The 22,492-nt window shown below is 51.3% G+C and carries 19 protein-coding genes; 9 read left to right on the forward strand and 10 right to left on the reverse strand.

What is annotated here, in order from left to right; genetic code table 11:
- Positions 1 to 153 precede the first annotated feature (153 nt).
- Together HF685_RS04975 and HF685_RS04980 are read right to left on the reverse strand one after the other, a co-directional pair.
- Entirely contained in the window at positions 154 to 927 is a 774-nt protein-coding gene (locus tag HF685_RS04975) for a glutathione S-transferase family protein (RefSeq protein ID WP_168818555.1), read from the reverse strand.
- Between the two features lie 167 nt (positions 928 to 1,094).
- Positions 1,095 to 1,565, reverse strand: coding sequence for an Lrp/AsnC family transcriptional regulator (locus HF685_RS04980; protein ID WP_211051359.1), 471 nt, complete (start codon positions 1,563 to 1,565; stop codon positions 1,095 to 1,097).
- A gap of 125 nt (positions 1,566 to 1,690) precedes the next feature.
- Here HF685_RS04980 and HF685_RS04985 point away from each other — a divergent pair, with 125 nt between their 5' ends.
- Together HF685_RS04985 and HF685_RS04990 are read left to right on the forward strand one after the other, a co-directional pair.
- Positions 1,691 to 4,093: a transketolase gene (locus tag HF685_RS04985; protein WP_168818556.1), complete on the forward strand. Its 2,403-nt coding sequence runs from the start codon at positions 1,691 to 1,693 to the stop codon at positions 4,091 to 4,093.
- A 79-nt stretch (positions 4,094 to 4,172) separates the two neighbouring features.
- On the forward strand, positions 4,173 to 5,024 hold the full coding sequence (locus tag HF685_RS04990) for a diacylglycerol/lipid kinase family protein (protein WP_168818557.1): 852 nt from the start codon (positions 4,173 to 4,175) through the stop codon (positions 5,022 to 5,024).
- A gap of 65 nt (positions 5,025 to 5,089) precedes the next feature.
- Here the strand turns inward: HF685_RS04990 and HF685_RS04995 are convergent, their stop codons facing one another.
- On the reverse strand, positions 5,090 to 5,839 hold the full coding sequence (locus HF685_RS04995) for an enoyl-CoA hydratase/isomerase family protein (protein WP_168818558.1): 750 nt from the start codon (positions 5,837 to 5,839) through the stop codon (positions 5,090 to 5,092).
- Between the two features lie 43 nt (positions 5,840 to 5,882).
- Positions 5,883 to 7,043 carry an FAD-dependent monooxygenase gene (locus HF685_RS05000; protein ID WP_168818559.1) on the reverse strand — a complete coding sequence of 387 codons (1,161 nt, stop codon included), beginning with the start codon at positions 7,041 to 7,043 and terminating at the stop codon, positions 5,883 to 5,885.
- Positions 7,044 to 7,319: 276 nt separating this feature from the next.
- Here HF685_RS05000 and HF685_RS05005 point away from each other — a divergent pair, with 276 nt between their 5' ends.
- Genes HF685_RS05005 through HF685_RS05015 form a run of 3 tightly spaced genes read left to right on the forward strand, consistent with a single transcriptional unit; the run spans position 7,320 to position 10,525 of the window.
- A complete protein-coding gene (locus HF685_RS05005) occupies positions 7,320 to 8,645 on the forward strand; it encodes a UDP-glucose dehydrogenase family protein (protein WP_168818560.1) in 1,326 nt (441 codons plus the stop codon).
- Positions 8,642 to 9,445, forward strand: a complete 804-nt coding sequence (locus HF685_RS05010) for a class I mannose-6-phosphate isomerase (protein WP_168818561.1) — start codon at positions 8,642 to 8,644, stop codon at positions 9,443 to 9,445. The genes HF685_RS05005 and HF685_RS05010 overlap by 4 nt, the downstream gene beginning before the upstream one ends.
- A gap of 12 nt (positions 9,446 to 9,457) precedes the next feature.
- Entirely contained in the window at positions 9,458 to 10,525 is a 1,068-nt protein-coding gene (locus tag HF685_RS05015) for a mannose-1-phosphate guanylyltransferase/mannose-6-phosphate isomerase (protein WP_168818562.1), read from the forward strand.
- Here the strand turns inward: HF685_RS05015 and HF685_RS05020 are convergent.
- Positions 10,522 to 10,890: a hypothetical protein gene (locus tag HF685_RS05020; protein ID WP_211051363.1), complete on the reverse strand. Its 369-nt coding sequence runs from the start codon at positions 10,888 to 10,890 to the stop codon at positions 10,522 to 10,524. The genes HF685_RS05015 and HF685_RS05020 overlap by 4 nt on opposite strands.
- A 188-nt stretch (positions 10,891 to 11,078) precedes the next feature.
- Between HF685_RS05020 and HF685_RS05025 the strand changes: the two genes are divergently transcribed.
- Complete coding sequence (locus HF685_RS05025; protein ID WP_246218758.1) at positions 11,079 to 12,347, forward strand: glycosyltransferase family 2 protein; 1,269 nt, start codon at positions 11,079 to 11,081, stop codon at positions 12,345 to 12,347.
- A gap of 584 nt (positions 12,348 to 12,931) precedes the next feature.
- On the opposite strand, the gene HF685_RS05030 is transcribed toward HF685_RS05025, so the two are convergent.
- Positions 12,932 to 14,650 carry a hypothetical protein gene (locus HF685_RS05030; RefSeq protein ID WP_211051365.1) on the reverse strand — a complete coding sequence of 573 codons (1,719 nt, stop codon included), beginning with the start codon at positions 14,648 to 14,650 and terminating at the stop codon, positions 12,932 to 12,934.
- Positions 14,651 to 14,935: 285 nt separating this feature from the next.
- Here HF685_RS05030 and HF685_RS05035 point away from each other — a divergent pair, with 285 nt between their 5' ends.
- Both HF685_RS05035 and HF685_RS05040 read left to right on the forward strand, forming a co-directional pair.
- A complete protein-coding gene (locus HF685_RS05035) occupies positions 14,936 to 15,772 on the forward strand; it encodes an HpcH/HpaI aldolase/citrate lyase family protein (RefSeq protein ID WP_281352815.1) in 837 nt (278 codons plus the stop codon).
- A gap of 95 nt (positions 15,773 to 15,867) precedes the next feature.
- On the forward strand, positions 15,868 to 17,322 hold the full coding sequence (locus tag HF685_RS05040; RefSeq protein WP_168818567.1) for a coniferyl aldehyde dehydrogenase: 1,455 nt from the start codon (positions 15,868 to 15,870) through the stop codon (positions 17,320 to 17,322).
- Positions 17,323 to 17,558: 236 nt separating this feature from the next.
- Here HF685_RS05040 and HF685_RS16280 read toward each other — a convergent pair whose 3' ends face one another.
- Both HF685_RS16280 and HF685_RS05050 read right to left on the reverse strand, forming a co-directional pair.
- A complete protein-coding gene (locus tag HF685_RS16280) occupies positions 17,559 to 17,666 on the reverse strand; it encodes a GIY-YIG nuclease family protein (protein ID WP_343040086.1) in 108 nt (35 codons plus the stop codon).
- 84 nt (positions 17,667 to 17,750) lie between these two features.
- On the reverse strand, positions 17,751 to 19,121 hold the full coding sequence (locus tag HF685_RS05050; protein ID WP_168818568.1) for a DEAD/DEAH box helicase: 1,371 nt from the start codon (positions 19,119 to 19,121) through the stop codon (positions 17,751 to 17,753).
- Positions 19,122 to 19,475: 354 nt separating this feature from the next.
- Between HF685_RS05050 and ggt the strand changes: the two genes are divergently transcribed.
- On the forward strand, positions 19,476 to 21,266 hold the full coding sequence (ggt, locus tag HF685_RS05055; RefSeq protein WP_168818569.1) for a gamma-glutamyltransferase: 1,791 nt from the start codon (positions 19,476 to 19,478) through the stop codon (positions 21,264 to 21,266).
- Here ggt and fghA read toward each other — a convergent pair.
- Together fghA and HF685_RS05065 are read right to left on the reverse strand one after the other, a co-directional pair.
- Positions 21,263 to 22,096 carry an S-formylglutathione hydrolase gene (gene fghA, locus HF685_RS05060; protein WP_168818570.1) on the reverse strand — a complete coding sequence of 278 codons (834 nt, stop codon included), beginning with the start codon at positions 22,094 to 22,096 and terminating at the stop codon, positions 21,263 to 21,265. The genes ggt and fghA overlap by 4 nt on opposite strands.
- 3 nt (positions 22,097 to 22,099) lie before the next feature.
- Positions 22,100 to 22,480, reverse strand: a complete 381-nt coding sequence (locus HF685_RS05065) for a VOC family protein (protein ID WP_168818571.1) — start codon at positions 22,478 to 22,480, stop codon at positions 22,100 to 22,102.
- Positions 22,481 to 22,492 lie beyond the last annotated feature (12 nt).

Below are 22,492 nucleotides of genomic sequence, written 5' to 3' on the forward strand. Positions count from 1 at the left end.
TCTCCTGTTGTATTAGCCTCATTTTCCTGGGGGATCGGGCTATTTTTTTTAGTATGCGAAGGTTGCGCCGAAACATGTTCGATAGTCAAGAAACTTTATGCACAACGGAAGCAATATTTGCCTGCAATAATTAGGTCATTTTGCGTCGTTCAGTTATTTCCTTTCCGATGGAGGGTGCTGGGTGACGGGCGGCAGATTGCCGATCATCCCGTCTGGTCGGGCAGCCGCAAGCATTCTTTTATACGCCGGACGGGCTTCAATTTTCACTTTCCACGCCGCAATATTCGGGAATTTTTCCTTGTCCACGAGGTTGAGCCCGGTCGCCACATTGAGTGGGAAAAGCATCATGATGTCCGCCGCAGAAAATTCGGCACCGCCAAACCACGGGTGTTTTGCAAGATAGTTTTCAGAATATTGCACAACCGCTTCGCTATCGACGAACCTCGATCGCTCTGTCGGCGGGTTGGTTCTCCATGCCCGGTAATCGCTGAACAATCGGGCAGCGAGCGAGCCTTCTGCGTAGTGCATCCACATAACGTGCTCGGGATAAAATTCGCTGTCGCGCGCAGGAGCCAGTTTGCCAGGCGCGTAACGGGTCAGGATCGTATCGATGATCGCGCCCGATTCTACCAATATATGGTCATCGATCACAACCGTTGGGACCATCGCCATTTCATGACCGAGGCCGCGTACCTTGGCCATGGATGCCATTAAATCGCCACGCACATATTCAAGCTTGTAGGGCATTTCCAGTTCTTCCATCAGCCAGACAATGCGTTCAGAGCGTCGTCCTTCGAGGTGGTAAATCGTCAAATCCGGCATTGGCATCGCTTCCATTTGTGTGGTTTTTGACTCGGCCTGTGCCATTTGCGGCGCGCCAATTGCGGCGGCTATAAGCATAAGTCCTGCGGCGGATTGGCGAAGCATAATATATCCTCCCTTTAATTAAGCTCCATAGATTTATGTAAGCTTTGACGATCTCGAAAATCGTTCAAGACAAGCAAACTGTCGGATTTTACACTGCGGCGCAATGAATTTTTTTTCTGAAGTAGACCGCCCCGCCCATCGGCATTTCGAAAATGCATGGCCTGCACTCAAATCTCCCGCGACAATTGCGCTTTGACCTGACGGATCGGTATCGAACTTTCAATAGAGGCGACGCCGGGAATTTTAGTGAGCTTGCCCGTCAGAAAAGATTCATAACCAGCCAGATCCGCTACTGCGATCCGCATAAGATAGTCTCTATTCCCGGTCATCAGCCAGCAATTGACGACCTCCGGGTATTGTTCGATCGCATGTTCAAAAGCTTGCAAAGCATCATCGACCTGTTTGTCCAATTGTACGGAAACGAAAACAGAAAACCCGTAACCGATGGCGGACTCGTTCAGTTGGGCATGATAGTCCAATATGAAACCGTCAGCTTCCAGACGTCTGACACGTCTGGCGCACGGCGTCGGACTCAACCCAACCGTATCACTCAGTTCCAACATCGATAGTCGTGCATTGCCTTGCAACGCACGCAGAATCGACCTGTCGATATCATCAAAATTGGATTTATCCATCATGTTTCTTTCAATATTAGTGATAATCACCAATTTATCAGCAGAAATTGCTATAATTTGCAATTCAAATCCGGTTGATTTGGTTTATATATCTCGATCGGATTAATACGAACAAATGAGATAGAGCTATGCAAGATCAGCAACTGGATGCGCTGAGGATATTGGAAAAGCGAATTTTGTGGCTTGCGTCATGGACGATACACAATGCCAACCATTTGCGGGACAAAGGCGATTCCGATGTTAAAGTAGGCGGTCATCAGGCCTCGTCTGCATCCATCGCAACGATCATGACAGCGCTTTATTTCACCAGCCTGAAATCGGAAGACCGTGTGGCGGTAAAACCTCATGCATCGCCGATATTCCATGCCATTCAATATCTGTCAGGCCAACAAACATTGGAAAAGCTTGAGAATTTTCGTGGTTTTGGTGGTGCGCAAAGCTATCCGTCACGGACCAAGGATATTGACGATGTCGACTTCTCCACCGGTTCGGTTGGCCTTGGAGTAGCGCAAACGCTCTTTTCTTCGCTAGTTCAGGATTATGTGACGCATCGCGGGATGATGGACGATCGTCCTGACGGCCGGATGGTCGCTCTCATTGGCGACGCGGAAATGGACGAGGGCAATATATACGAGGCTCTGTTTGAAGGTTGGAAGCATAATCTGCGCAATTGCTGGTGGATTGTGGACTACAATCGCCAATCACTGGATGCGGTTGTCCATGAAGGCCTGTTCCAGAAGTTTGAAGATATGTTCCGCAGCTTTGGCTGGGACGTCGTGACGCTTCGACACGGGCAATTTCAGGAACAGGTTTTTGCGAGGTCCGGCGGGGAAGCATTGCGCGAATGGATAGAGCAATGTCCGAACCAGCTTTACTCCGCGTTGATATTTCAGGGCGCATCTGCATGGCGCGAGCGACTGAACAAGGATTTTTGCGACAACGCCGAGGTGCTGACAATATTGTCCGAACTGGACGACGCCGCACTGGAAAAATTCATGGGCAATCTAGGCGGCCACGACCTGCCCTCGCTGGCTGAAGCTTTTGAAGCAGCCTCGCAGCATGATCGCCCCACCTTATTCATTTGTTACACGATCAAGGGCCGCGGCTTGCCGCTGGCGGGCCATAAAGACAATCACGCCGGATTGATGACGCCCAAACAGATTAATGTTTTGCGGCAGCAATTAGGCGTCCGAGAAGGACATGAATGGGACAAATGGGAGGGCGTGGAAGCGCATCAACAAAACCTTGAAAGCATCATTCAAAATAGCGCCTTCTTTGCCAAAGGCACGCGCCGTTTGACGGCCCCCAAGGTTCCGCTGCCAGACGCTTTGCCGTCGCCGGAAGGCAAGGGCAAGCCGCTCTCCACGCAAATGGCATTCGGCCATATTATGAATGATATTGGCAAGGACGATAGTGCACTAGCAGACCGCATCGTCACCACATCCCCGGATGTGACTGTTTCCACCAATCTGGGAGGCTGGGTCAATCGCCGCGGCATATTTTCCAGAAACAAGGTCAAAGATACTTTCCGCGACCAGAAAATTCCTTCGACGTTTAAATGGGGTTCGTCGCCTACCGGTCAGCATCTGGAACTCGGGATCGCGGAGTCGAACCTGTTCATTCTGCTGTCCGCGCTCGGACTATCACATACCATAAACGGAGAACGCCTTTTGCCTGTCGGCACCGTCTATGACCCGTTTATTTACCGCGCTGCCGATCAGATGAACTATGCCTGTTATCAGGATGCCCGCTTCATGCTGGTCGCAACGCCATCAGGCGTCAGTCTCGCGCCCGAAGGCGGCGCGCATCAATCCATCGGCACACCGTTGGTTGGTATGGCGCAGGACCGGATGGCCTATTTTGAACCCGCCTTTGCCGATGAGTTGGCGGTCATCATGCGCTTTGGTTTTGAATTCATGCAGAACGAGGAGCCCGCGCGTAACGCTACAGCAAATTGCCTTAATGATGAAACGGGAGGCTCCATCTATCTGCGGCTCTCAACCCGCCCGATTGAACAAATCGAGCGCAAAATGACACCGGAGTTACGGTCTGACATTATCGACGGCGGCTATTGGCTTCGGGAACCGGGACCGAATGCCGAGGTGATCATTGCCTATACCGGCACTTTGGCACCCGAAGCGATACAGGCAGTCGGCATGATGGGCGAAGATGTCCGCGACATTGGCCTATTAGCGATCACATCCGCAGATCGTCTGCTGGCCGGTTTTTCAGCCGCGCAAAAACGCCGTCAGAATGGAGATTTCGGCGCGCAATCTCATGTTGAGAGGCTTTTCGGCACTCTCAATCCAGGCGCGGCCATTGTCACCGTTTGTGATGCCCATCCGGCAACCTTGGCTTGGCTGGGATCGGTTAATGGCAATAAGTCGCGGTCGCTTGGCGTTGAGAAATTTGGGCAAACGGGCTCTATTGGCGAGCTTTACGGCCACTATGGAATCGACGCTGCCGGAATTATGCAAGCAGCGCAGGAACTGGCGTTAAGGCGACCGTTAAGATTTGTCCGTACGGTTTAACAAGAGCTTAGCTGGCTAAAGTTACCAACAGCAACCAGCATGGGGTTATTTTAACCAATTCCATATATTCAAACCGCTTATGCGCGTTTTGCTTGCCTATAATAAATTTGCCGGAGGGTTTCGTCCCAAGCTGTTGAATGCGCTGCAAATGCAGTTAGCAAAACGCGGTCATTTGGTATTTTCAGTGGGAACCCGGGACAAGGAATTTTCCGAAGAGCTAAGTCGCTGCGATCATGTCTGTGTGTTGGGTGGCGACGGAACTTTGCGTGACAGCATAAACCTCGCCCGATCTTTCAACGTATCGCCTAGTTTCAGTATATTGCCTTTGGGCACCATCAATCTAGTTGCGCGCGAGCGCGAATATGAAAAAAATGCGGAAATAATGGCCACACGGATTGCTTCTCTTGCAGATCCGGTTAGTCACTATACCGCCAAAATGAATGATGACGCTTTCGTCGCCTGTCTTTCCATTGGGCCAGATAGCTATAGCGTTGCGCGCGTTACACAAAAATCAAAAGACAAGTGGGGGCGACTCGCCTATCTTTTCGCATTTGTTCAGCAACTCATGGACTGGAAAAGAATGGAGTTATCCGTCAAAATTGATGGAGAAACCGTCCGTGCCGAAGCCATTTATGTGCTGAAAAGCAAGTATTTCGCTGGACCTTGGAGCTTGTGCCGCCAAGCGGATATTACGCTGCCGCAATTCTCTGTCATTTTGCTTCCCAAAGCACGTCGTCGTGATTTTATCAGGTTGATTGCAAGCGCCATCATAAGCCCGCGCTTCCAGTCAGCGAAATGGACGCAACTAACCTGCAACGATCTGCATATTTCGGCATTAACCGGAACGCCTGTTCAAGCCGATGGGGATATTGCTGGCACCTTGCCAATGAGAGTACAAATCGCACCCGAACCGCTGCGCTTTACATCGTAACTCAGGATATCCAGACCTATTATCGGGCGTGTTGCAGTCTTGCTCTAACCTGTCCGCCTGAACTTTTAGCCGCTGTTCTTTTTTCCGGTAAAAGCCATAATCCGTTCCTGCATATCGGGTCCAACCCCTTCATTTTCCAGAACTTCCCATTGCAGGCCAGCATCCAGCGGGTTCCCGTCCGTCGCCTCAAGCAAGTGCTTGTTGGCCGCGTGGGAGAATGAGGAATTGGTGGTAATTTTGGTAGCCAGCGCTTCGATCTCGGTATCGAAGCTATCCAACGGCACCACATATTCCGCCAGCCCAATACGCACCGCTTCGTCCGCGCCAATCATATCAGCGGTAAACATAAGCCGTTTGGCAGTCGCAATGCCCACGCGGCGCGGCAGGCGTTGACTCATGCCCCATATAGGTGTCAGCGCCCATTTTGCATGGGTGTCGCCAAACCGCGCATTGTCAGCTGCGATGATGAAATCAGCAGCCAGCGCCACTTCGAGCGCGCCGGTATAGCAATGCCCATGGACCGCAGCGATAACCGGCTTGGAAAGTTTCTCCATCATCCGCAGCGTTTCGCTGTGCCAGCCGCGCGAAGGCACCGCCTCTCCTTCCGCAATATCGGCCAGATCGTGGCCAGCGGAAAAACACTTGCCCGCTCCGCGCAGGACAACACATTTTATTTCATCATCCTTTGCGATATCCGAAACGTGACTCCTCAATTCCCGGAACATACCGACCGTGAGCGAATTTAGTTTATCCGGGCGATTAAGCGTGAGCAGCGCTATCCCATCATTGTCTTCACGCAATACGAGGTCAGTCATTATCTATTCTCCACCAAAAAATCTCTATCCATCGTTATTTCGATCATGCTGTTACATCATGGCCGTAAATCCAGTTCAGTCGGTCATCCAGTGCATTGGACTTGATCTTATCTGCAAGCCACATCGGACCAAGCGCATCAGGCTTATGGAAAATTTTCATGTTGGCGCGGGCAGCGGCCTGTATTTTCGCAGTGCGTTGATGCCGGGCCGCAAAATAGCCTGATAGCGCCGCTTCAATGGTCGGCTTTTCTGACAGAAATCGCGCGAGCACATAGCCGTCTTCTATCGCCTGCACTGCGCCCTGCGCCATGAATGGCAGCATCGGATGACAAGCATCACCGAGCAATATCGCCCGGCCGTCTGCCCATTTTTCCAGTGGTTTCCGATCGTAAAGAGCCCACCGGAAATGGCTTTCCGCCTGCTCGATCAGCGCCGTTATAGTAGGATGCCAATCAGCAAAATCGGCGAGCGCTTCCTCACGGGAACCTTGCTGCGTCCAGCTTTCTTCCTGCCAGTCGCCACGTTCTACAACACCGACAAAATTCGCAACCGCCCCGCCTCTCAGCAAGTAAGTCACAGCGTGCTTGCCCTCGCCCAGCCAAACCGATGCAACGGGAAGTGGCACATTTCGGCCTAGCTTTTCAACCGGTACCACCGCGCGCCATGCGACGTTACCGGTAAAGCGAGGTTCATCTGCACCAATCATCTGATTACGCATGGCGGATTTTATCCCGTCAGCACCGACGACAATATCGCCCTCTGTCAAACTACCGTCTTCACAAATTGCCCAAGCATGGATCTCATCCTGCCTGTAACCGGTTACCGTTTTAGCATTGGAGATTGAACCCGGTAGTCTCGCATCAATAGCGGATTTCAGAATATGGACCAGATCTGCGCGATGGATGTGCAAATATGGTGCACCGTATCTATCCTCATAATCGCCCATATTGTTTGTCATGATGACCCGGCCGGATTGACCCATGCGCAACTGGCTTGCTCTGGGCCGGAAACCGGCTTTTTCGATTTCGGCACCCAAATCCAGAGCCTGCAGCACTTTCATGCCGTTGGGACTAATCTGAATTCCCGCGCCAACTTCGTCCAGCTCAGCGGCTTGCTCCAGTATTTCAACGTCCCACCCAAATTTATGCAGGCATAGCGCCGCATTCAGCCCGCCAATTCCACCCCCTGCGACTATCGCCTTCATGTGAACCGGTTTTTCCCTTTCTGGTTGCCATTTTCTTCGATCAAACAGGAATCGCCAATCTACCTAGCTTCCATTTTGATATTTCCGCAAAATATTCCGCTATGGAAATAAATTCTTCACACAGCCGATTTAACGCTCCTGATAATTGATCATAAGCACAGCCTTCAAGAGCACACTTGACCAACAATCATGATCAGGCCAGAAGTCTGCTCGAAACAGGCTTGTAATCTTACAGAAATTCTGCGCGATAATGCCACACAGACAACAAGGATAGTTATGAAAATTGCGATGATCGGATCCGGCTATGTCGGCCTGGTGTCTGGGGCTTGCTTTGCCGACTTTGGCCATCAGGTTGTTTGTGTCGACAAAGACGACAGCAAGATCGAAAGCCTCAACCAGAACATTATGCCTATATACGAACCCGGATTGGCAAATCTGGTAAAGCGCAATGTCGATGGCGGAAGATTGTCATTTTCGAATGACCTGAAAGCTTCGGTTGAAAATAGCGATGCGATTTTTATCGCGGTCGGTACACCATCTCGACGCGGTGATGGACATGCCGATCTGAGCTATGTTTATGCCGCCAGTGAAGAAATTGCCGAAGTCATTACCAAACCTACTGTCGTGGTCACCAAATCAACGGTTCCGGTAGGCACAGGCGACGAAGTCGAACTGATATTGTCCAAAAAACTGCCGCGAGATCAGTTTGCGGTGGTTTCCAATCCGGAGTTTCTTCGCGAAGGCGCTGCTATTGGAGATTTCAAACGTCCTGACCGTATTGTCATTGGTACGGAAGATGATTGGGCAAAAGATGTGATGAGCGAAATTTATCGCCCGCTTTTCCTTAATGAATCTCCAATCCTGTTCACCGGACGGCGTACCGCCGAACTTACCAAATATGCCGCCAACGCTTTTCTGGCCACGAAGATCACATTTATCAATGAAATGGCAGATCTTTGCGAAAAAGTTGGTGCCGATGTTCAGGAAGTATCCCGTGGCATTGGTCTCGACAATCGCATTGGCTCGAAATTTCTGCACGCGGGTCCGGGTTATGGTGGCAGCTGTTTTCCGAAAGATACGCTCGCTCTGCTCAAAACCGCGCAGGACAATGATAGTCCGGTGCGGATTGTGGAAGCTGTCGTGCAAGTCAATGACCAGCGAAAACGGGCAATGGGCCGCAAGGTCATTCACGCCCTCGGTGGTGAAGCGCGCGGCAAAAAAGTTGCGTTGCTTGGCCTGACTTTCAAACCCAACACGGACGACATGCGCGACGCGCCATCAATAGCGATCGCGCAAACATTGATGGATGCCGGTGCAATTGTTAGCGCATATGATCCAGAAGGCATGGAAATTGCGGCAGAAATCATGCCCAAAGTCATCATGACGGAAAGCAGCTATGAAGCTGCAAATGGCACCGACGCTGTTGTCATCGTAACCGAATGGGATGCCTTTCGCGCACTGGATCTTGGAAAACTGGCCAAGACCATGGCTGGCAAAGAATTGGTTGATCTGCGCAACATCTATCATCCGGCAGATGTAGAAAAATCAGGCCTTAACTATACTGGCGTTGGCCGCATTTCGAAGAGTTCCCAGACAATATGAAACTTACTAAAAAATCAGTTGCTAAGCCATGGGGGCAATCCACACTGCCCGATATATTCGGCGGGAAGCAAAAAGAAAAAATTGGTGAAATTTGGTTTGAGCCTCCCAAGGGTATCGCTCCGACTTTGATGGTCAAATATCTGTTTACCAGCGAAAAGCTCTCCATTCAGGTGCACCCTAATGATCGCCTGGCGAGACGCTTTGGCATGGCGCACGGCAAAGAGGAATGTTGGTACATACTGGAAGCAGAGCCAGATGCAGTTTTAGGAATCGGCCTCAAAAAAAAAGTAAGTGCCACAAAGCTGCGGACAGCTGTTGTTCTTGGTGAAGTCGAAAGCCTTGTTGATTGGAAGCCGGTAAAGGCGGGTGATCTATTCTATATTCCTGCTGGTACAATCCATGCGATCGGTGCAGGCATCCAACTTATTGAGGTACAACAGAATATCGATTTGACCTACCGGCTTTATGATTATGGCAGACCGCGGGAACTCCATTTGGACGAGGCGCTCGCCGTCGCCAAACTCGCGCCCTATGACATGGATAACTCCAGCGCTCTGACTGCCGGTGATGCAGGACTTTTGATTGATGGTCCGCATTTCCGGTTATTTCAAGTGCTTGGCGATACGCCGGAGATGCTCAGTGGAGTTAAAGCATCCGAATGGCAGGTCGTCCCGCTTGAAGGACAAGTCAAGGTCCGCGGCAAGGTAATCAAATCCGGTGAATGCGGACTATGCCCAAATGCATCAGACATTGATCTGAACGAAAATATTCGTTCGCTTGTCGCCTGCAATATGAAATGAGTTCTGATAGTAATGGATAGCAAATCATTAATCACGCCCGTCATCCTTTCGGGTGGTTCCGGCACCCGGCTTTGGCCACTTTCAACCAACGAGAAACCCAAACAATTTCTTAATCTTACCGGTGCGCAGTCGATGTTCCAATTGACCTTGGAACGATGCTCTCAAAAGGGGCTTTTTACCGATCCCATAATTGTTGGCAGTGAACGTCATGCTGATATCGCAGAAGAGCAAATGGCCGAAATCGGTGTTTCTCCGCAAAACCTGATTTTGGAACCATGCGCCCGAAACACCGCACCTGCCATTGCTCTTGCCGCTTTGGCTTGCACAAATCCGCAGGCGGCCATGCTTGTCATGCCCAGCGACCATGTGATAGAAAATGTTCCCGCGTTTCAAACAGCGGTTCAACAATCACTATCGTTAGCAATCGCCCGCTGGCTGGTTACGTTCGGAATTGCGCCGACCGGTCCTGAGACGGGTTACGGCTACATCGAACAGGGCGACGAAATTGCGGGAAGTGCTTGCAGTTTCGCAGCGAAGAAATTTGTCGAAAAACCGAATGCAGACAATGCCACCAAAATGTTGGCCAAAGGCGGCTTTCACTGGAACGCCGGAATTTTCCTGTTCCGTGCCGACAGCTATTTGCAGGCGCTTGAGAAACATTCTCCCGAGATGCTGGCGGCGGCAAAACAAGCCATGTCAAACGGTGTTTCCAAATCGTCCAGGATCTATCCCGACGAGCAGAGCTTCGCAAATGCACCCTCTGATTCCATTGACTATGCCATTATGGAAAAGGCCGAAAAAGTTGCCGTAACACCTGTTAGTCCGGGCTGGTCGGATGTTGGTAGTTGGGATTCTTTGTTCGAAATAAGCCCTAAAGACAGCGCCTCGAATGCCGTTTCCGGCAGGGTTCAGGCGTTGGAATCACATCAAAACCTTATCCACAGTGACGGTATCGACGTGCACGCTTATGGGGTTGATGATCTGATTATTGTTGCCAAAGGCAATCAAGTCATGATCCTGCCAAGAGGCCAATCTCAGCATGTAAAACAAATTTCCGAGAACGCCAAAAAACCTGACTAAGCGTCAGGCGCTGCCGCCGCAGCTGTGGACTTTTTATCCTCGGACTTCCCAACCAACCATTGCGGCCAAAATCGGGCGATAAGCAATAATAGTGTCGGCAATAGCATGCTATTCCAGATATCCCGCCAGGCCTCTTCGCTTGCCCGCACAAGAGCATCAGGGTCATCACCAGCGCTCTGGTAGTCGAGATATTCGTTACCAAAAGCGACAATTATAACCGCCAGCCAAGGCCAAATACTGGCCACCGACCGCCTTGTAAAAAGGGCCACAACAAGTTGCACTCCGACCGCTGCATAAATATGCAAAGAGTCGCGATCTAGACCCGTTACCAGCTCCAGCCAGTTTTTGATTTCAAACCATTGCATTCTGGTCGCTTGCCGCACTCCTCTATAACCGTCAATGAACAAAGCTTTATCAACAGCCCTTCGTACTGCAACAGCGAAGAAACAGATCAGAAATGCGCTTGACGTCGTCGTCATTGGTAACATTTTATAAACCATATCGTTTTACTCCATTCCAAGCAGTTCATCGAACAAATCGCAGGGGTAAAAAGTTGTACATCCAGAACAGGCAAGAATTTGATCAAGCTCAACCGGACGAAAATGCTGGTTTTGACGGCAATGTTGATGTGACCATTGTGATGCCATGTCTTAACGAAATTATCAGTCTTCCGCACTGCATTGCCAATGCTCAGGACACGCTTGCTATGATCATGTCAGAATATCAACTGACCGGAGAAATAGTGATAGCCGACAATGGCTCGGATGATGGCAGTCAAGACTTTGCGACATCAATGGGTGCGCGCGTTGTCGATGTGACTGCAAAGGGTTATGGCGCAGCACTCATCGGCGGCTGCCGTGCAGCTGCCGGGCGCTATATTCTTATGGGCGATGCTGATGGCAGCTATAATTTTACCGAGGGCGTGGCGATGATCGGCAAGCTAGTTGACGGCGCGGATCTGTGCATGGGATCGAGATTTCAGGGCGGAATAGCGCCTGGAGCGATGCCCTGGAAAAATCGGTACATTGGCAATCCCGCCCTCACCGGCATTTTGAATTTGTTTTTCCGGTCTGATATTGACGACGCTCACTGCGGTTTGCGGGCGATCACCAAAGATAGCTTCGACAATCTAGGCCTCTCGGGCACTGGTATGGAGTTCGCCAGTGAGATGGTCATTAAGGCGCACCTCAAAAAGCTCCATATAGAACAAGTGCCTGCGACACTATCGCGGGATCTGCGCGATCGCGCACCCCATTTGCGCCCATGGCGCGATGGATGGCGGCACCTTCGCTACTTGTTGATGCTGAGCCCGACTTGGGTATTCGGCGTTCCTGCGGCGGCGGCAATCGGGATTTCCACACTTTTGTTGATGGTCATAACATTGCACAGCTTGGGTGTTATTGGTGGCAAAGAGATATTGGGAACAGGCTGGACAATTGCAGCAGGATTCCTCTTCACTGCCGGACACTTGGCAGCGATTATGGCGGTCACATCGCATTTGCATGGCGTAAACCAGGGTTACCGGCACCTGCGGCCGATATTCCGAAAATATGAAAATATCCTGACGTTAGAAACAATGTTGATCTGCGGCTTCGCACTGATCCTCTCCTCCGTTGCCGGGTTTGTGGGTATCGCTCAATCATGGTCAATCGGCGGATTTGCTCCTATGGCCAGCAACCTCCCTTTGGTGCTTGCCGCAACGGCCGGAACCACGGGCTTACAAACCATCCTGGGTGGCTTCTTGTTCGCCATCATATCCGGGCACCGCGCGGATTTTGGTGACTTTCCGTCATCAGATAGTTTGAGACGCATGGCAAATTGACGTGGGTGAGTGTTCGGGGAAGGAACGCTGCCCCGCGAACATGGCTCATCTTCCGATCTTCGAGCCAATCCGCTAACCCATCAGAAACATAGCTGGGAGCATTGTAGGTGAGCAGGTGATGGGACTTCAAGAGCCGGTAAACACAAGCATCGGACACGAAATAGCCACTAGTGCTGGTGAACATTACCGCACGTTCGCGCGGACCAAGATCAGTTGTTCAATCGGCATTTCCAGTTTCTAGTCATGGACCTCATCGGGAACCCAGTTCCATGCCCAGCGCGGTCTAGCGCGCTTCTTCCGGGCTTCCATAAAGTTCTTTGACCATCTAAAATAAACACCGTGCGCCATACGTTCACCGCGGCAGAGCTCAGCGATACTGTCGTCACCGTGCCACCATTCCAGCACTATATTGCTTGCAAATTGCTCGGCGCATATCCTTCACAACACGCCCTGCGGAGGCTCTGAAATTTTCCTGTTTTGGTCTTATCTCCGTTCCTGAAGCCTCTACGAGCATAGCAAAACACCCACATGCCAAATGACCTCAATCTGTCCATCGATCGCTTGCGGAAAACACAAGGCCGATGCTATTGTTTCAGCGGTTCAGGAGCATTGATCGTTCGACATCCCTGCATCGGACCGAATTCACCCAGACTGGATTTTGTATCCGCATCGCTTTTCAACGCTCGACCGAAATAGCGCGCTATATCAGAAGTGGCATCTGCTCCAACCAGAAGCACTGAAGGCCCTTTTCCACAAACCTTGATCATATCTTCTGCCGACAACAGTCGCGCATCAAGCCGCAATGGCTTAGTTGACAGTTCAGGGTGGTTAAAAACAAGATCGGCAGCAAATGGAGCTGCGGTGCTATCAATCAGCGCAATGTCCACCTTGCTTTCAGCAATTGCCCGATCAACTGCAGCCCATGGCGCATAAAAACTGTGGGCGAAATAAAGCTGTAACGGTACCAGAAGCCCGAAGGTAATCGCCGATGTTGTCACTAGCAATTTTTGACCTGTTTGTTTGGTCCAAATATCGTCTGGATCCATAAATTTCCAGGCATAGCCAGCAAGAATAATGGCATTTCCGAGCACTGGATGCAGATAGCGATATCCAAATCCGTGTCCCTGATATGGTAAGAGGAGCAATAACACCGGTATCGGCAAAATCAACGAAACAGCCAGAGCTGTTGCAAACCGGTCTTTGGCTTTCAGCACCGTATGGATGCCCACCATAGCCAGTGGGATCAGGAGCAAATGCTGCCAGGCGACAAAGCGAAATATATTGGCCAGCATGAGCATAACGCCGCCAAAGCTTATTTCTCCAATCGCATCAGTTAACCGGGTCAGATAATCCAAGCCTGCACCGGTTTCGGTGGCAGACGTCTGAGCCAAGTTACTGATCGCGATCGGCCAGTAGAGCCAGAACAGGCAAATGACAGCATAGCCTAATAGATAAACAGCAACCCGTTGCCAGTCCCGTCTTAAAACCAGTATCGCAAGAATCGGCGCGGCGAACAGAGGATGAAATAGCGGTTGGTGCATCCCGGTTGCGAGAAAACCGACAATAAGCGCCGCACAATCCGTTCGCCGGCGATTGAGCAGAAACAGCCAAAGCCACAACATATTGAGCCCCAGATGCCCGTTCATCGCATAGGCTGTCATCCCGGTGACCAGAACTTGACCGGACCCTGCATATAAAATCAGGCACAGCCAGGCGACGTCTCTGCGATCCGGCCATAATATTCTGGCTATTTTCCACAATGCAACTGCACCTATGGCAACGAAAAAGGGACTGGCGAATGATTGGCTGCCGAGGAAACCAAATATTGCTCTGACCGCAGCATTGACCGGAAGATAGGCCGATACCCAAGCTTCGTGCGTACCAATGGGTAAAATGAAAAGCTGATTGAGCGCGGGTGCCATCGAACGCCACTGCTCTGCAATCGGCCAAACCAGGCGACCGTCCGCAAATATAATTGCGTCGAATACCGCCATCTGTTCATCCCGACTGGCATGATAACCGCCCAGCACGAGAAAATGCCCGGCCGTGCAGAAGATGAACAATGCTATTGCCACAAGCGCGGGGGCATATCGGTATTCCCCAAAGTTCGACAAGCTACCGAAACTTTTAGGGCCTTCCGCAGACTTGTACGATGCAAATTTCAACCAGCAAAATAACAATATCGCAGCCAGCCAGACATCCTGACGCCGGAAGTAGAAAATTGGCAAAAAATCGCTGACGTTCTTGAAACCGATCCGCGACATCGCGGTGACCGCAATGAGCATGGCAATCAGTGCAAACATGCAAATGCGAAAGGACTTTTGCAAAACAGTCATGTCGCGAAATTTATCGGGAATTGCCATTGCATCGCCATATATCAACATGGTTAATTTTCATCTACATTGGAACTGACATTCCGGCACAAATGTTGTTCGGTTTCGATCCGGGGTCAGGGCCTAGTGTGAGGAGGCCTTAACTCCGTTAGAATTTTCCTGGTGCATGAAATCTAACCTTGTCGCAGAACAGACTGGTGATATTGTCAAGATATGACCCAATCATCCTTCCGCCCCCGTCGCTCCTGCCTCTATATGCCAGCATCCAATGAACGCGCACTGGAAAAGGCCAAGACCCTGTCCGCCGACACCATCATCTTTGATCTGGAAGATGCGGTTGCGCCAGATGCGAAGAGCGATGCCCGGGAAGGAGCTTTTGACGCTGTTGGGTCCGGCGATTACGGCGCACGCGAACTCGTTGTCCGCATCAACGGCATGGACACACCCTGGTTCACTCATGATATGAAACGGATGTGTGCGAGCGGAGCGCATGCGATCCTCGTCCCGAAAGTTACCAGCGCCAAAGATATCGCTTCACTGACCGACTTTATGGAAAATGAAGAGGCCCATCTCGAAAAAAAGCTTTGGGTGATGATCGAGATGCCATTAGCAGTGATAAACATCGCCGAAATCGCGTCCATGTCGGAACATAAGCGCCTTTCCACGTTGGTTATGGGATTTAACGATCTCGCCAAGGAAATGCGTGCAGAGCAGGACCGGACTTTGTTCACCCCGGCAATGGCACAATCGATTATGGCAGCGCGCGCGCATAGCCTCAACATAATCGACAGCGTTTATAATGATTTCAATGATCCGGATGGATTAGCGGTGGAATGCGAACAAGCACGAAAATACGGTTTTGACGGCAAGACGTTGATCCATCCATCGCAAATTGAAATTGCCAACGCTGCATTTTCACCGAGCGCCGAGAAAATTGCCGAGGCGGCAGCGATTATTGCTGCTTTTGCTGATCCGGTTAACGCCGGAAAAGGCGTGATCACCGTTGATGGTAAAATGACCGAAATTCTGCACCTTAAGCAAGCCAAACAGACAGTTGCAATAGCCGAAGCTATTGCTTCTCACGGGGCTTGAACGCTTCCAACTCGACAAACCCCCAAAAATTGGTTTAAGTGTTCAATTAAGACAAAATCACAGGCGAAAGCACCGCCCGTTTGGAGAGCGATAAAATGGAAGCATTGGAAGCAGCAGCGGGCGAAGTGCCTAAGGAAGAAATCGAAAAACTATTCAAGGCCCAGCGCGACGCGTTTCACGCCGAACTTCCCGTGAGCTATGAAGCGCGCATGGACCGGATCAACCGTACTGCGCAGATGATCATTGATCATCAGGATGCGCTTTGTGAAGCTGTATCCAATGATTTTGGCCATCGCAGCAGCGTCCAGACGGCAATGACCGACCTGATGTCCGTCGTCGGCCACGCGAAAGACCACAAGAAAAATCTGAAAAAATGGATGCGTCCTGAAAAGCGCAAAATGGATTTTCCGCTTAACCTGCTCGGCGCAAGTGGTCAGGTGGAATATCAACCCAAAGGCGTTGTCGGAGTGATCGCACCCTGGAATTTCCCGATCAACCTTGCTTTTGACCCTGCGATTGGCGCCTTTGGTGCCGGCAACCGGGTGATCATTAAATTCTCGGAATTTTGTCCGGAAACCGGCGAGCTGGTGAAAAAACTGGTTGCGGAATATTTTGCGCCGGAGGAAATGACGGTCATTACCGGCGGTCCTGAAACTGGCAAGGCCTTTTCCGAAATCCCCTGGGACCACCTTATCTTCACAGGCGGCGGCGGGATTGCCAAGCATGTGATGGCAGCGGCAGCGAAAAATCTGACCCCGGTGACGCTGGAATTGGGCGGCAAATCACCAACCATCATCGGTCCCGATGCTGACGTCCAGAAATCAACCCAGCGCATTGCGATGGGCAAGATGATGAATGCGGGACAAATCTGCCTTGCGCCGGATTATCTGCTCGTGCCGCACGACAAGGAAGATGCCATTGTTGAAGGCATCGCTTCAAATGTAGCCGAACAATATCCGACCATGATTGCCAATGATGACTATACGTCCGTGATTAACGGACGACATAAAGAGCGACTGCAGGGACTTATCGATGATGCGGTTGCGAAAGGCGCAAAACAAACCGTTGTCAATCCGGGCGACGAAGATTTCTCCAACACCAACAGCAATAAAATGCCTCTCACTGTACTGCAAAACGTCAACGATGACATGCGGGTCATGCAGGAAGAAATTTTTGGTCCGGTGCTTCCGGTAAAAACCTATCGCAATCTTGATGAAGTGATCGATTATGTGAACGATCATGATCGTCCACTGGGCCTTTATTATTTTGGCGAAACCGAGAGTGACAAGCGCAAAGTTCTGGATCGCACAATTTCTGGCGGCGTTACGGTGAATGATGTGATTTTTCATATCGCGCAACATGATTTACCGTTTGGCGGCGTTGGCCCCTCCGGCATGGGCGCATATACCGGCCCGGATGGCTTCAAGGAATTCAGCCACGCCAAAGCGATCTATCGGCAACCGAAGATCAATGTGGCGAAAATCGCCGGCTTCTTGCCGCCTTATGGCGCGGCCACCGATAAAACTTTAAAACAGCAGATGAAGCTCTGAATCGCAATCATAGCCGAAAAACCCGCTCATCCTGAGCCTGTCGAAGGACATCAACGAAGCGAGGCCTGACGGTTTCTCGCGAGAAACTTTATCTGCTCCCAGTCACCGTCGATCAATGCTTGATTTTTCGACCGGCTCCAACCCTTTAACTTTCGTTCAATCTGAAAGGCATGATCGCGAGATTGAAAACTCTCGAACCAAACGCGTTCGACTGGGCGACGACTATAAGTATATCCCTAAAAATTACCATTCTGGTGCTGGGTAAACCGGCCTTCCAGATTTTCATTATGGCCGATGTAAAAACGGCCATCAGAACATCGAAGCATGTGAACGAAATAATCCATCGGTCAGTGATAACCGCAGGATGTCCTTCGACAAGCTCAGGATGAGCGATGGCCGGATTTGATAACTAGTCAGCAATCAGGAGATTAAGCGTCCGCTTTACGTGCCTGCCGGCGCTTGAACGACTTCGCGCCATTGTTCCAGTGCTTGGGACCATCACTGCTCGCATTCGACCCCGGACCACCGCGACCTGAGCCGCCGCCTGGACGGCCTTTACGCGAGCTATGCTTGTTCTTGGGCGGTCCGCTGCGAGTGGGACGTGCGCCAAATTTCTTCGGCTTCTGACCATAGATACGCGGAGCCACTTCTTCGCGGGCAGGTTCATCGTAACCCTCTGGCAGCGCAATAACATCTGGCTTCACGCCGGTAAGTTTCACGACATCACGCAAGAATTGGCGCTCATCGGGGGCTACTAGCGAGTAGGAAATACCTGACGCCCCTGCCCGTGCCGTCCGGCCAATACGGTGTACATATTGCTCGGAAACGTTCGGCATATCGAAGTTGATAACATGAGTGATGCCATCAACATCAATGCCGCGAGCGGCAATGTCAGTCGCGACCAATATGTTGATCTTGCCCTTCTTGAAATCACCCAAAGCGCGTTCACGCTGCGGCTGGCTTTTGTTGCCGTGGATCGCTGCGGAATGAATACCGACAGCCATCAGGTTTTTAACAACCTTGTCCGCGCCGTGCTTTGTTTGCGTAAACACCAGCATGTGATCAGGGTTTTCATTATTGATGAAATCCTTGAGCAGACGCTGTTTGTCGTCCTGATTAATATAGGTGACTTTCTGGTCCACACGCTCAGCCGTCGTCGACTGCGGCGCAACCGATACCTGCACAGGGTTGGTCAGAAACTGGTCCGCCAACTGCGAAATCGTTTTAGGCATAGTCGCCGAGAAAAACAGGCTCTGGCGTTTTTTCGGAAGCATCGGAACGATCTTCTTCAATGGGACAATAAAGCCAAGATCCAGCATCTGGTCCGCTTCGTCGAGAACAAGAATCTCGACCTTGCTGAGTGTCAGGCAGCGCTGATCGATAAGATCAAGCAAACGGCCAGGAGTTGCGACAAGAACATCAACACCGCGCTCCAAAATGCGCTTCTGCCGGTTGATTGGAACACCACCAAAGGCCGAAGTTACAAAAAGGCCGAGCCCTTTGGAATAGCCGGTCATACTGTCAGCAATCTGGCGCGCCAGTTCGCGGGTAGGCGCAAGCACCAGCATCCGGCATTCGTTGCGGCCTGCTCTACGTTTGTCGGTCAATAGATGATGAATGGCGGGAAGCGAGAAAGCGGCGGTCTTACCCGTGCCGGTTTGCGCAATGCCGAGAATGTCTTTGCCTTCAAGCGCAGGCGGGATCGCCTGCTGCTGGATTGGCGATGGAGTAGTGTAGCCGCCGTCGGCCACACGTTTTTGAATTGGTTCCGCAAGTGCGAAATCAGAAAATTTAGTCAAAATTAATACCTTTGAATAGCAGCAAGTGGGCGCAGCACGACTTTCGTACGTGCGCGTTATCGCCGTCTGTTAAGACGACCCGCGTGATCAGGCTGCCGGAAAATGAAAAGCAATGAAGGCGATAGGTTCGAGATAGGACCCTTTTTCCAAGGTTAATCTCTCACGCAGAACTCTCGCCAGACGGTTTTAAATTAATATGCCGCCTTTGCTGCAATGCAACATAGGTGTTTTTGTAATTATGTCAACCATTACCGTGTTCCGCACTTGATGCAGCACCCTTTGTGGCTACAGTGCATTCAAGGTCATCAAGCTCCACAGCAATGGTAAATCACCAAATATAGACGGAAAAAAATTATGTATAAGACGCTGGCTTTCGCTCTTTCATCCGCAGCATTGGCTTTTTCACCGGCTTTTGCGCAAGACCAGACTGGCGCGGAAAAACCGAAATTGGAAATAGGAGCAGGTGGAAGACCGGTGGGAGAGCCATGGTCACGAAGTCCTGTCTATGCCGCAAACGGCATGGCAGCAACGGCTCATCCATTAGCCAGCCAGATCGCTATTGATATCCTTAAAAAGGGCGGCAGCGCGGTTGACGCAGCGATTGCAGCCAATGCAGCGCTTGGGCTGATGGAACCTACCGGCAACGGGATAGGGGGCGATCTGTTCGCGATCATCTGGGATCCAAAGACGCAAAAGCTTTATGGCCTTAATGGCTCCGGCAAAAGCCCGATGGGAACATCCTACAAGCAGTTCATGAAACAACTTAACGGCAGCAAAACCATTCCCCCGTTTGGCCCGATGCCGGTCACTGTTCCCGGAACTGTCGATGGCTGGTTTGAGATGCACGGCAAGTTTGGCAAGCTCAGCATGAGCGAAATATTGGCGCCAACCATCAACTATGCCCGCGAGGGTCATCCAGTCGCGCCGGTCATCGCCTATTATCTCGACAGCAATTTGAAACGCTTCAACCAGAGCGTCGAAATGATCGGCGAGTTTGACAATGCGCGCGCGACCTATTTTGCTGACGGTGCGCCGAAGACTGGGGAGGTATTCAAAAATCCCGACCTCGCAAATACGTTAAGTAAAATCGCCGAGGGTGGCCGCGATGCTTTTTACAGCGGCGATATTGCCAGGACCATAGATACCTATTTCAAACGCATTGGCGGAAATCTGCGTTACGAGGACTTCGCAGCGCATAGCAGCAAATGGGTCGCGCCGGGCTGCGTCGATTATCGCAAGGGCTATGAATTGTGTGAACTTCCACCGAACAGCCAAGGCTTTGCAGCGCTGCAAATGACCAATATCCTGAAAAATATTGACCTCGCGCAATATCCTCGTGGATCTGCCGAAGTGCTGCATTATATTACAGAGGCCAAACGATTGGCCTTTGAGGATGTCGCGCGTTTTTATGCTGATCCCGATGCGTCCCCTGCCCCGCTGGATTGGTTGCTTTCGGATGAATATGGCAAAGAGCGGTTCGCGTTGATTGATTCTGCGAAAGCCACACCCGAATTTGGTCCCGGTGAGCCCAAGCTGGAAGGCGAAGGCGATACCACCTATCTGACCGTTGCCGATAAAGACGGCATGATGGTCTCGCTCATCCAGTCCAACTATCGCGGCATGGGCAGCGGATTGGTCGCCGACGGTCTCGGGTTTATGTTTCAGGATCGCGGTGAACTTTATTCGCTCGATCCCAACCACCCCAATGTTTACGCACCCGGCAAACGCCCGTTCCAGACTATCATCCCGGCGTTTATGAAAAAGGACGGAAAACCCTATATGTCCTTTGGCCTGATGGGCGGAGGGATGCAGCCCCAGGGCCATGTTCAGGTGATGATCAACATGGTCGATTTCGGCATGAACCTGCAGGAAGCAGGCGATGCTGCGCGGCTCAATCATGATGGCGGGCGCCAGCCAACTGACGATCTGGCAGGCAATGGCGCTGACCTGCTTGGCGTGCTGAATGTCGAACCGGGAATCTCGGATGAGACGGTGGAGCAGCTAAAAGCCATGGGTCATAAGGTTGAGCGGGTGAATAACGGCGCAATGTTTGGCGGCTATCAAGCGATTGTCCGCGATCCGCAAACCGGCGTCTATCATGGCGCTACCGAGATGCGGAAGGATGGACAAGCGTTGGGGTACTAGCCCAGACGTGCGGCATGCCAGCGCAGGTGATCATCCATAAAAGTAGAGATCGTGAAATAGCTGTGATCGTGGCCTTTTCGCATATTAAGAGTCAGCCCTATTCCGGCTTGATCACAAGCTTCCTGCAATAAATGTGGCTTAAGCTGTTGATCAAGAAAATTATCTGCCGCGCCTTGATCGACCAGAATTTCGGGCACACGCGCGCCATCTTCAATTAACGCGCAAGCATCATAAATGCGCCAAGCCGATTTTTTCTCGCCGAGATACCGCCCCAAGGCCTTCTTGCCCCATGGCACTTCGCTTGGCGCAACAATTGGCGCAAATGCTGAAACACTTTTAAACCGGTCCGGATTTCTGAGCGCGATCGTTAGCGCGCCATGCCCGCCCATGCTATGACCGAAAATCCCCTGCCGCTGCATATCGGCGGCGGGAATCTCGTCGGCAATCAGCGCGGGCAATTCCTGCTCGACATAGCTGCGCATCTGAAAGTTCGCGGCCCAAGGCTCCTGCGTCGCATCGACATAAAACCCTGCGCCCTGCCCCATATCATAAGCCGGATCATCTGGAATATCTTGTCCACGTGGACTGGAATCGGGACAGATGATTATCAAGCCAAGCTCACTGGCCATCCGACGGTATTCGCCTTTTTCCATCACATTAGCGTGGGTGCAGGTCAGGCCAGAAAGATACCACAATACAGGCAGCTTCTCGTCATCCTCGCGATCTGGCACATACACCGCGAAAGTCATTTCCGTATTGGTCACGGCGGAGGCGTGGGTATAAACCCCCTGCACCCCGCCGTGACTTCTATTGGTGGAAATTGTTTCCAATGGTCAGCTCATCGCGTGCAAGGCGCAAAGCTTGTTGCCGTCCGGATCCCGCAGATAGGCCAGATACATATTCATTCCTGGATTTTCCCGAACGCCTGGAGGGTCTTCAATCGCCGTTCCGCCGGCCTCGACACCCGCTTTATGCCAAGCGTCGGCTTGTTCTGGATTCGCCATCGCGAAACCAACGGTACTACCATTGCCATGAGTAGCGGGCTGACCATCAATCGCTTGGGACACCATAAAAATGCCATCATTGTGCATGTACATCAGACGGCCTTTGGGATCAATCATGCCTTCTCTTCCGCCAATCGCGGTAAACAAAGCGTCATAGAATTTTTTGGACCGCTCGATATCATTCGATCCAACCATATTGTGACTGTACATTTTTTCTTCTCC

Source organism: Parasphingorhabdus halotolerans, from assembly GCF_012516475.1.
Lineage (GTDB): Bacteria > Pseudomonadota > Alphaproteobacteria > Sphingomonadales > Sphingomonadaceae > Parasphingorhabdus > Parasphingorhabdus halotolerans.